General features: G+C 65.8%; 9 protein-coding genes and 1 pseudogene. 5 read left to right on the top strand and 5 right to left on the bottom strand.

The window, feature by feature from the left end; translation table 11 throughout:
- Positions 1 to 178: 178 nt before the first annotated feature.
- From XpopCFBP1817_RS08380 to XpopCFBP1817_RS08370, 3 genes and pseudogenes are all read right to left on the bottom strand, one after another.
- Positions 179 to 2,443, bottom strand: coding sequence for an ATP-binding protein (locus tag XpopCFBP1817_RS08380; RefSeq protein WP_128416773.1), 2,265 nt, complete (start codon positions 2,441 to 2,443; stop codon positions 179 to 181).
- 39 nt (positions 2,444 to 2,482) lie between these two features.
- A pseudogene (locus tag XpopCFBP1817_RS08375) lies at positions 2,483 to 4,430 on the bottom strand (EAL domain-containing protein).
- 38 nt (positions 4,431 to 4,468) lie between these two features.
- A complete protein-coding gene (locus XpopCFBP1817_RS08370; RefSeq protein ID WP_128416772.1) occupies positions 4,469 to 5,095 on the bottom strand; it encodes a DUF4126 domain-containing protein in 627 nt (208 codons plus the stop codon).
- Positions 5,096 to 5,227: 132 nt separating this feature from the next.
- Between XpopCFBP1817_RS08370 and XpopCFBP1817_RS08365 the strand changes: the two genes are divergently transcribed.
- The 5 genes from XpopCFBP1817_RS08365 to XpopCFBP1817_RS08345 all read left to right on the top strand — a co-directional run bounded on the left by XpopCFBP1817_RS08365 (position 5,228) and on the right by XpopCFBP1817_RS08345 (position 8,857).
- Entirely contained in the window at positions 5,228 to 5,965 is a 738-nt protein-coding gene (locus XpopCFBP1817_RS08365) for a DUF6776 family protein (protein ID WP_128416771.1), read from the top strand.
- 3 nt (positions 5,966 to 5,968) lie between these two features.
- A complete protein-coding gene (locus XpopCFBP1817_RS08360; RefSeq protein WP_128416770.1) occupies positions 5,969 to 6,418 on the top strand; it encodes a bactofilin family protein in 450 nt (149 codons plus the stop codon).
- An 83-nt stretch (positions 6,419 to 6,501) separates the two neighbouring features.
- The gene (gene erpA, locus XpopCFBP1817_RS08355) at positions 6,502 to 6,888 is read left to right on the top strand and encodes an iron-sulfur cluster insertion protein ErpA (RefSeq protein WP_128416769.1); all 387 of its coding nucleotides are present in this window, start codon (positions 6,502 to 6,504) and stop codon (positions 6,886 to 6,888) included.
- Positions 6,889 to 6,993: 105 nt separating this feature from the next.
- Positions 6,994 to 7,884: an NAD(+) diphosphatase gene (gene nudC, locus XpopCFBP1817_RS08350; RefSeq protein WP_128416768.1), complete on the top strand. Its 891-nt coding sequence runs from the start codon at positions 6,994 to 6,996 to the stop codon at positions 7,882 to 7,884.
- Positions 7,885 to 7,963: 79 nt separating this feature from the next.
- Positions 7,964 to 8,857 carry a hypothetical protein gene (locus tag XpopCFBP1817_RS08345; RefSeq protein WP_128416767.1) on the top strand — a complete coding sequence of 298 codons (894 nt, stop codon included), beginning with the start codon at positions 7,964 to 7,966 and terminating at the stop codon, positions 8,855 to 8,857.
- Between the two features lie 160 nt (positions 8,858 to 9,017).
- On the opposite strand, the gene XpopCFBP1817_RS08340 is transcribed toward XpopCFBP1817_RS08345, so the two are convergent.
- Entirely contained in the window at positions 9,018 to 9,428 is a 411-nt protein-coding gene (locus tag XpopCFBP1817_RS08340; RefSeq protein ID WP_128416766.1) for a DUF2752 domain-containing protein, read from the bottom strand.
- Positions 9,428 to 9,772 (bottom strand): CD225/dispanin family protein, encoded by a 345-nt coding sequence (locus XpopCFBP1817_RS08335; protein WP_128416765.1) that lies wholly within the window; start codon positions 9,770 to 9,772, stop codon positions 9,428 to 9,430. The genes XpopCFBP1817_RS08340 and XpopCFBP1817_RS08335 overlap by 1 nt, the downstream gene beginning before the upstream one ends.
- Between the last annotated feature and the right edge of the window lie 261 nt (positions 9,773 to 10,033).

Here is a 10,033-nt window from a genome sequence, read left to right as displayed (position 1 = left end):
CTGGAGCGATTACGCACACTGCCCGAACACGTCTACAACCAGATGGTCATGGGCTGAAAAACGTGGGGATACCTCAGACCTCGATCCCCTTTTTGGGGAAGGGGGGAAGGGCTGGCGCTGGATAAGGTACGGGGGAGCGATGGACTTCGTCAGTTCGTCGCTGGTCTGCTCGGATCGCTCAGCTGGCTGCGTGGGTCTTGGCTTGCAGGCGGGCAACCTGGCCTAGCAGTGCCAGGCGTGCGCGTGCGTATTCGGCGATGACCAGCGCCACCATGACCGAGGGGCGTTCGATGGTGCCGGTGCGTGCGGCCAGTTCGATGCGCCGTGCCGCGTTTGAGACGGCCTGGGCGCCGACGTTGGCGCTGGACGATTTGAGCGTGTGGGCCAGATCGCGGAGTTGCATGCTGTCGCGATTGGCCGCTGCGGATTCCAGTTGTTCGATGATGCCTGGCGCGTCTTCCAGGAACAGCTGCAGGATGGTGATGGTGTCTGCACCTGCCACCTCGTACAACTCTTCGATGACGCTGTTGTCCAGGATAGGCAGCGCACCCGCCTGGACGGCGCTGCTGGCGCTTTCGGTATCCACGTTGGCTGCGCCACTGGCCGTGCCGGGCAACGCAGGCTGGCGTGGCAGCCAGCGCTGCAGGCAGGCATCCAGTTGTTCGCGCGCGACCGGCTTGGACAGATAGTCGTCCATGCCGGCGGCCAGGCAGCGTTCGCGGTCGCCGGCCATGGCGTTGGCGGTCATCGCCACGATCGGGATCGGGCGGCCGCCGCTTTCGGTTTCCATCGCGCGCCAGCGCCGGGTGGCGGCATAGCCGTCCAGCACCGGCATCTGGCAATCCATGAAGACCATGTCGTAGCGTGTGGATTCCATGCTGCTCAGCGCGGCTTCGCCATCGGTGGCGGTGTTGGCGTGGAAGCCGAGGACCGCCAGCAGTTTCTGCGCGACCAGCAGATTGACCGGATTGTCCTCGACCAACAGGATGCGCACCTCGCGTGCGTTGGCCAGCGGCGGCGCCAACGGCTCGGGAATCATCGCCGAGGCCAGCGTGAGTGATTTGGCCGGTTTTGGATCGGGCGCCAGCACCAGCGAGCGCAGCGTCTCGTCCGGGCTCTGGCGCGGCACCAGAGTGGCGTGGTCCTGCAATTGGGAAGGCACCGGCTCGTCGCCGTAGAGCCAGATCAGGCGCGAGCCGCTGAGGTCTTCGGGGCGGGCCAACGCGCGATGTATGGCGCGGGCGCTGTAGCGCAGCGTGTCGTGGTCGGCGATGACGCAGCGAAAGCCTTCGGTGTCGCTGTGGCGGCGCACGCGCTCCAGCGCTTCCTGGGTGGTTTCCATCAGCACATTCGACACGCCCCGGCTGTCGAGCAGGCGTTTGAGGCGCTGCGACAGGCGGGTGTCGGAGCTGATCACCATGATGCATGCGGCATCGGCGCCGGTGTTCTGTTGCAGGTCGCCTATTACCTTGAGCAGCGGGATCTCGAACCAGAAGGTGGCGCCGCGCCCGGGCTCGGATTCCACCCCGATGCGGCCGCCCATCAAGTCGATGATGCGCTTGCAGATCGCCAGCCCCAGCCCGGTGCCGCCGTATAGACGGGTGGTGGAGGCGTCGGCCTGGGCGAAGGAGCGGAACAGGCGCGCTTGTTGGTCTTGCGCAATACCGATACCGGTGTCGCGGATCTGGAAGCGCAGCAGATGCTGGGCGCGGGTTTCGCCAAGACGGCGCAGCTGGATATCCACGCTGCCGCGTTCGGTGAACTTGATTGCGTTGCCGATCAGGTTGCCCAGCACTTGGCGCAGGCGGATCGGGTCCCCGCGCACCAGCAGGCGCACCGACGGCTCGATATTCAGACCAACGCGCAGTTGGCGGCCTTCGGCGGTGCGTTGCAACAGCTGTACGACGCCGTCGAGCAGTTCGCGCAGGTTGAAGGTGGTGATTTCCAGTTCGAGCTTGTTGGCTTCGAGTTTGGAGTAGTCGAGGATGTCGTCGACGATGCGCAGCAGCTGCAGTGAGCTGGTGGTGGCGGTCTGCAGCATGTCGCGCTGATCCAGGCTGAGCTGACCGCGCGAGATCAATTCCAGCATCGGAATGATGCCATTGAGCGGGGTGCGGATCTCGTGGCTCATCGTGGCCAGGAATTCGCCTTTGGCCACCGTGGCGGCCTCGGCGGCCTGCTTGGCGCGCAGCAGTTCCTGTTCGAGTTCGCCGTGGCGTTGCAACTCCTGCTGCAGGCGCTCGCGGGCGACCTCGGCGTCTTCCAGGCGTTGCGACAAGGCGTGCTGCGCGTGTGCACTGTGATACGCGGCGATGGCAGCGCACACGCCGAACACCACCGCGAGCGCTGCAGATGTTGCCGTCAACGCGCGCCATGGACCATCGATGGCAGACCACTGCATGCCGGCACCCAGCGCTGCGGCAAGCGCGGCCAGCGTGGCCAGACTGCTCCGGGCGCCAAGGCCTCCTGCCTGCGCTGTCACTCAGAGCACCGCGTTCGTGAAGTCGAAGTCCAGTTCCTTGCCGACCGTCTGCACCAGGTTGCCCTGGATGAAGTCCACGCCACTCATCCACATCGCCGCAGCCGCCTGCGGATCTTCGATGCGTTGGCCGATGATCAACAGGCCGCGCTGGTGGGCGATGTCGATCACGCTGCGCAGTTCGTCGCGCACCACGGCATTGCCGTGCGCATCGGCGAAGCGGTTGGCCATGCGCACAAAGCTCAGCGGCAATTGGCTCAGCAGCGCGTTGGCTTCGTCGCCGGGTTCGAACTGGCTGAGGCAGAACTGCACGCCGGCCGGCATCAATTTGGCGCAGAACTGCTGCACGGTGACGGCGTGAATCAAGGCATCGTCCAGGCGCAGGTCCACGATCAGCGATTGCCCGGCCACGCCGCGTTCGACCAGTGCCTTGAGCAGCCAGTCGGCGAAGGCATCGCGTGCCAGCGTGCGCGGGGATTGCGAGACGAACAGGCGCAACGGCGGGTGGGCGTGCTGGTACAGATGCAGCAGGCCGAGCGCGTGGTCCATGACCTGCTGGTCCAGATCGGCGATGCGCCCGGCCGCTTCGGCGGCGGGAATCACTTGGCCGGCCGACAGCAGCGTGCCGTCGGCCTGGCGCAGCCGCAGCAGCACCTGATACTGCGCGGCGTCGCCACCGGCCACCGCCACAATCGGCTGATAGGCCAATTCGAGCTGGCCTTCGACCAGGCGCAGTTGCTCCTGTTGCTCGGCCTGGCTGGGCGCGAGATAGACCTGTACGCCATTGTTGCGCAGGCGCGCCTGTAAGGCAGTGCGTTCGACCGCCTCCAGCGCGCTGCCGGTGTCGTCGAAGCCCAGCCCCAACGGCGCCACGCCGATGGCGCAGCGCACGTGTACGGATTCTTCTTCGCGCACCGGGAAGGCATTGGCGGACAGCCGCTGACGGATCTCCAGCGCATGCTGTTCCAGGCTGTTTTCCGGCATGCCCACGCCCAGCAACAGAAAGTTGTTGTCCGTTCAAGCGCGCCAGTGGATACGGGTGCGCGGCACTGGCCAGGCGATGGCCGGCCTGGGTCATCATGCGTTCGTAGGCGGCGTAGCCGTAGCGCTCACGCAGGCCGAGCGCGCTGGCGATCTCGATGAAAAACAGGCCGCCGGATTGCTTGCGCTCCAGCGCCTCGGCGAGCAGTTCCATCACGTGACCGCGCGTGGGCAGGCCGGTTTCCGGATTGCTGCGCACGCTGACCTGTTCGCCAGCCTGCTGCAATGCCTGTTGGCGCGCGCGGCGGATGCGGTTGGACACTGCGGCGATCAGATGACGCGGGCGGATCGGCTTGGTCAGGAAATCGTCGGCGCCGCTGTCGAGCACTTCGAACTGGCGTTCCGGATCCGGGTCGCCGGTCAGAAACACGATCGGCAGCAACTGCTGACTCGGTTGCTGGCGGATCAAGGTGGTCAGGCGGATGCCGTCCAGCTCGGGCATGTGCAAGTCCATCAGGATCAGATCCGGGTGATAGTCCTGGATCGCCTGCGGCACGCTGGCGGCGGTCATTTCCACCTGGGCATGCATGCCGGCGCCGTGCAACACGCTTTGTGCGAACAGAGCTTGCGAGCGGTCGTCTTCGACGATCAACACGCGATACGGCGCATCGGCCGCAACGCTGTCGTCGCCTTCGCGTGTGGTCGCCTGTGCGGCGGCTGGCGGCGCTGCCAGCGTGGCGCGCGCAGCGCTGACCTGGGCCCCCGCCTGCGCCACCGGCGCTGCCGGGCCGGGCACGGCCACAGGCGTGGGAATGAGTGCCGCACTCACCGGTGCGGCGTTGTCGGACGCGGCGGCAGCCTCGTCAGCCCAGCGGCGCCAATAGTCGGCCGGTGGCGTCTCCGCGCGCAGCAGACGATTGCGCGTGGCGGTGTCGTCACGGGCGGAAAGAACCGGATCTCGGGCGGCCATCGATACTCCCTACAGTCGCGATGATTATGCGATGAACTTCACGATAGCGGGGAGCTGCGTGCAGCCGGCGTGGTGGCTGCACGCATCGGCGCGACCAGCCGACGCATGCCCCGCCACAACAGGCGCCACACCCACCACACCACCAGCGCGGTCAGCACACTGGACCCCACCGCAACACTCAGTGCCAGCCATGGGTGCGCCAGTGCCAACGCCAGTGCGGTGGTGGCAACGGCGTCTTCGGTGAGCGAGGCGATCCAGTTGCTGGCCGGTTCCGGCGAAGTGTTGAGCAGTGCGCGGGTGCCGGCCTTGAGCGTGTGGCTGGTCAGCGCCACGCCTGCGCCGGCTGCCAGTGCGCCTGCGCCCAGGTCGCCATCGGGCGACAGGGTGGCTGCGGCCAGGAATGCGCCGGCCGGCACGCGGGCCAGTGTCTGCAGCAGGTCCCAGCCCGAATCCACACCGGGGATCTTGTCGGCGAAGAATTCAGCTACTGCCAGTGCGCCCGATGTGCCCAGCACCCACCAGGATTGCGCCGGATGAAAGGCCGGAGGCAGTTCGATCCAGCCAAGCAGGCCGGCCAGGCCGACGCCAAACACAGTGAGATAGACACGGATGCCGGCTAGCCAGGCCAGCAGGATGCCTATCACGAACAGATGGGCTTCGTTCATTGCGTTGTCACTCTCTGCAAACAATTGCAGAACTATCGGATAACCGCCGGTCCAGCGCCAGCACGACGGCCGCCGGCGCTCTGGCACACTACGCCGCCCTGGACTGCGCCGGCTCGCCCGGACCCGATCCCCATGAGACCTGCCGCACGCGTTCAGATCGTTCAAGGTGGCTTGGGCGATGGCCGTTCCAGCGGTCGCTGGTGGTGGATAGTGATCGCCCCGGTGTGGCTTGCATCGTTGGGCGCGGTGTGGTGGATGGCCAGCCGCACCGCCGCGCCGCGTCTGGGCGAGGCCGAGGCAGCGCTGCATCAGGCGCAACGTAGCCAGGCCCAGCAGCGGAGGCTGATCGAGCAGTTGCAGCAGCGGCAAGTCAATCTGGCGATGTCCGACAAGATCAGCCGCGCCGCGAATACCGAGGTGCAGGCCTCGCTGGCCGAGCGCGACGAACAGATCGCCGCCTTGCGCGCCGATGTGGCCTTCTACGAGCGGTTGGTGGGCTCCACCGCGCAGCGCAAGGGGCTCAACGCGCACTCGGTGCAGTTCACCGCCGAGGCCGGCGGCACCTGGAACTACAGCGTGGTGCTGACCCAGAACCTCAACCGCGGCGCGATCAGCCAGGGCCAGCTGCGCCTTGCGGTGGAAGGCGTGCGCGCCGGCAAGCTGGTAACGGGGAACTGGAATGAGCTGCATCAGAAGCCGGACGCCGCCGGGCAGCCGTACTCGTTCCGCTATTTCCAGCAATTGGACGGCAGCCTGATCCTGCCGAAGGATTTCACCCCGCAACGTGTCAAAATCTTCCTGAGCGGCGATGGGGCGCCGGTCAATCAGACATTCGACTGGAAAATCGCCGGCAATGGCGCTGGGGAGTAGCTCATGTTCGGAAACAAGTCCAACCGTGGCGCGCAGACCGTGGTCGACACCTTGATCGGGCCGCAGGTGGTCATTCGCGGCGACCTGCTGTTCAGCGGCGGGCTGTATGTGGAAGGCCGCATCCTTGGCAAGGTCATTGCCGAAGAAGGCGCCAGCGCCATCTTGACGGTGGCCGAGCAGGGCAGCATCGAGGGTGAAGTGCGCGCGCCGGTGGTGATCATCAACGGCCAGCTGACCGGCGATGTGCATGCTGCCGAGCGGGTCGAGCTGGCCGCCAACGCGCGCGTGCAGGGCAATGTGCATTACCAGGTGGTGGAAATGAACGCCGGTGCTCAGCTCACCGGGCGTTTGATCCATGCCGCCAGCGCAGGCGCGACCGCCGCATTGCCGGCGCCGGAAGCCAGCCGCGCCGAGCCGGTCAAAGCCCTGCAAGCCGACACCGCCGACGCCTGAGTGCGTCGCGTGCGGCTCAAGCGCGGTAGGGGGTTCGGCGATCACCGCTTGAAGTGGGGGCGCCCGGCCCCCATGCTGATGCCATGAGTACGCTCGTTCCGCTTCCCACCGCCGCTCCGGCACCTGACTACCAGTCCATCGACCGGCCACTGAACTTTTCCGTGGCCGCCGCCGCCAAGGTGCGCGAGCTGATCCAGGAAGAAGGCAATGCCGAGCTGGCGTTGCGTGTGTATATCCAGGGTGGCGGCTGTTCCGGCTTCCAGTACGGCTTCGAGTTCGATGAGAACCGTGCCGAAGACGATCTGTCCGTGGCCACCGATGGCGTGACGCTACTGGTCGACCCGCTAAGCCTGCAATATCTGATGGGTGCCGAGGTGGACTACACCGAGAGCCTGACCGGGGCGCAGTTCGTGATTCGCAATCCCAATGCCAAGACCACCTGCGGGTGCGGTAGCAGCTTCAGCGTTTGATTGCGTGTGTGATGTGACGGCGTGTCTGAACAGGTGCCGCTAACAGCCTGGCTCCTGAGCGCAGCATGGTTGCGGGTGCCGCCGATTATCGGCAGGCTTGCGCCGATGTCAGAGTCTGTTTTTTCAACCTCCGGTTTTGCCTTCACCCACGCGCCGCTCGATCGTGGCGACCTACTGCGTGACGATGCCGCTGCGTTGGCGCGTCTATGGCCACAAGGTCGCGTCTTGTTGCTCGATGCAAAGGGCGCTGCACTGGCCGACGCGCACGGCCAGCCCTTGCTGATGGAAGCCGCGACGCTTGGTGACGGGCCAGATGCGGCGATTTTTCTAGGCCTGCGCGATGACGTCGGTTGGTTTTGTCTGCCGGCCGATCAGATCGGTGGGCAGGCGCCGCAGCGTATCGATCTGCGTCAGGCCGCAGCCGATTGGCCAGCCGATGTCTCCACCGCATTTGCCTATGCACGCGCGATGTTGCATTGGCAGTCGCGCATGCGTTTTTGCGGGGTGTGTGGCGGGGCGATCGCCTTCCGGCGTGCCGGCTTCATTGCGCTGTGCACGCAGTGTCAGACCGAGCATTACCCGCGTGTGGATCCGGCGATCATTGTGGCGGTCAGCGATGGCGAGCGCTTGTTGCTGGGGCGGCAGGCAAGTTGGGCGCCGGGGCGGTATTCGGTGATAGCCGGCTTCGTCGAACCTGGTGAGTCGCTGGAGCAGACGGTGGCGCGCGAGGTCTATGAGGAAACCCGCGTGCTGGTACAGGACTGTCGCTATCTGGGCGCGCAACCGTGGCCGTTTCCGGGCGCGTTGATGGTGGGCTTTTCCGCGCGTGCTGCAGCCACCGAGGTGCCGCAGGTGACCGGTGAGCTGGAAGACGCGCGCTGGGTCAGCCATGCCGAAATCGCCATTGCGTTGGCGGGCGAGGGCAGCATCGGCTTGCCGCCGCGTATTTCCATCGCGCGTGCGCTGATCGAGCATTGGCACCGCACGCATGGCTGAGCCTGGCCGATCACTGCAACGCAGGCAGATCAGGTGCGCAGGCACCTGCTCGGCTAGACTCGGCTGAGGAGGTCCACCCATGTTCACCACCCTGGTTGCCGTCGTCGTCGCGCTTACGCTGGGCCATCTTGTGCCGGCACAGGTGACTCGACTGCGGCGTTTCGAATGGTTCGGCCACTGGCTGCGCCGGCTGGATGGTTATGCGGCCGGGCGCGGTGCATGGCAGGGGCGTTATGGCGTGCTGCTGGCGCTGTTGCCGGCCTTGCTGGTGGTTCTGCTGCTGCAATGGCTGCTGGATGATGTGTGGCGCGGTTTTCTGGCCTTGCTGTTCGGTGTAGCGGTGCTGGCCTGGACCTGGGGCCCGCGCGATCTGGACCGCGATGTGGAAGCGGTGATCGATGCCGACGAGCCTGGCGCGCGCCGCGATGCGATTGCGCAGTTGCAGGCCGCCGGCGGCAGCGTGCACGAAGATGCGCCGTCGCTGGTGGAAGCGGTGGTGGTCAACGGCCTGCGGCGCTGGTTCGCCGTGCTGTGGTGGTTCTTGCTGCTGGGGCCATTTGGCGCGGTGTTGTACCGGCTCACCGCCCTGGCGGTGGAAAGCCCGCTGTCGGCGCTGCTGCCGCCACGCAATCTGGCCGGTGCGCGTTGGCTGCTGGCCCTGCTGGAATGGCCGGTGGCGCAGTTGATCACGGTGTCGATGGCGCTGGTGGGCAATTTCGACACGGTGTTCCGCGCCTGGCGGCAGGCGCACGGCAATCGGTGGGCGCTGGAGCCGCATTTTCTCGGGGCGGTGGCGCGTGCCAGCGTCAGCGCCGAGCTGCGCGAAGAAGCGCACGACTACACCGATTCGGGCCTGGTGCCGGTGTGGCGTCGCCTGCCGGCAGTACGCGATGCGATGAGCCTGGTCTGGCGCGTGCTGCTGCTGTGGATGGTGGTGCTGGCGTTGTTAGTGATTGCCGGTTGGGTGCGGTAGGCGCGTAGCATGATTTCGATCAAGCGGCTGTTCGCGACCTACTAATCCGGTGTTACCAGAGTAAATGGGTACCGCGCCAAGCATGATTTTGGACGCCTTGACCTGTAGCGCGCAGCCGCGCGTGGGATCGTCACCGCATCAATCGGCTGTTCGCGATCCACTAACCCGGCGCTAGCAAGGTAAAGGGAAACCACGGCAAGTTCCTCGCAACCCAATACGTAGGTAGCGCCCACAACCAGAACTTCGGTTCTGACATCACCGCCACCACCGGTGTAAACCAGCGCGCGCGCCAGCCGGCTTTCCACGCGATCAGACCGGGCAGGGTGAACAGGCCGAGCACGGCGGCGGGGTTCATCGCGAACGCGCCGGGGAGATCGAAATGCACCAGCGCATATAGCGCGCGGGTCATGCCGCAACCGGGGCAATAGCAGCCGGTGACGGCACGGAACACACAGGGCGGAAACGGGCTGTTGCTCGCGTTCGGATCGAAGCGATACAGCACGCTTACGCCAAAGGCGGCCACGCTGGTGGCCGCACCCAGTGCAAGCCAATGGCGTGGACGCAGTTCCATTACTGCATGTGCTGCAATTGCTGCATGTAGTCCATGTAGCCCTGCATGCCGCCGGTGGCAACCACGCCGATGTTGATCAGCAGGCCGATGACGGCCAGCACGCTGGTCGCGATGCACCAGGTCTTGGCAGTGTTGGACGCCCGACGTGCGCCGTCGATATCGCCCTGGTTGAGCAGGCCGTTGACCTTGCTGGAGAACACGATCGCCACGATGCCGCTGATCAGGGCCGGGCAGCACAAGCAAAATCCGAGCACGGTGGAGACGATCGCCCAGATCAAATGATTCGGCACCGGGCCGGGTGCGGTGCTGGACGCGGGATGGATCGGCGGTGGGATGGCACTCATGGTGAAGCTCCTTGGGTGGTCAACGACTGCGGGATGATGGGGGCGTGGCGACTGGGTTAGATGGGCGAAGCAGAGGCGCTCGTCTGCGTGGCAGCCAGCCGCTGGAACAGGCAGCGTCTACCGATCACGGTGTACGTGTCTGGTAAGCGGATGGGGCGCACGACTTTCCCCCGGGACGACCTATCGCGTTCGCTAGACGAACGCTGCGGCAAAACGTGTGATGGCCACAGGCTACTCGCGGCGTGCGACAGAGGCAAAGAC

The sequence above is a fragment of the Xanthomonas populi genome (assembly GCF_002940065.1).
Taxonomy (GTDB): Bacteria; Pseudomonadota; Gammaproteobacteria; order Xanthomonadales; family Xanthomonadaceae; genus Xanthomonas; species Xanthomonas populi.
This window is presented reverse-complemented; position numbering and strand designations above follow the sequence as displayed.

Bases quoted from the DNA above. Each gene is read 5' to 3' on its own strand.
- XpopCFBP1817_RS08370 (WP_128416772.1), bottom strand. From the start codon at position 5,095: ATGAACGAAGCCCATCTGTTCGTGATAGGCATCCTGCTGGCCTGGCTA.
- XpopCFBP1817_RS08365 (WP_128416771.1), top strand. From the start codon at position 5,228: ATGAGACCTGCCGCACGCGTTCAGATCGTTCAAGGTGGCTTGGGCGAT.
- XpopCFBP1817_RS08360 (WP_128416770.1), top strand. From the start codon at position 5,969: ATGTTCGGAAACAAGTCCAACCGTGGCGCGCAGACCGTGGTCGACACC.
- erpA (WP_128416769.1), top strand. From the start codon at position 6,502: ATGAGTACGCTCGTTCCGCTTCCCACCGCCGCTCCGGCACCTGACTAC.
- nudC (WP_128416768.1), top strand. From the start codon at position 6,994: ATGTCAGAGTCTGTTTTTTCAACCTCCGGTTTTGCCTTCACCCACGCG.
- XpopCFBP1817_RS08345 (WP_128416767.1), top strand. From the start codon at position 7,964: ATGTTCACCACCCTGGTTGCCGTCGTCGTCGCGCTTACGCTGGGCCAT.
- XpopCFBP1817_RS08340 (WP_128416766.1), bottom strand. From the start codon at position 9,428: ATGGAACTGCGTCCACGCCATTGGCTTGCACTGGGTGCGGCCACCAGC.
- XpopCFBP1817_RS08335 (WP_128416765.1), bottom strand. From the start codon at position 9,772: ATGAGTGCCATCCCACCGCCGATCCATCCCGCGTCCAGCACCGCACCC.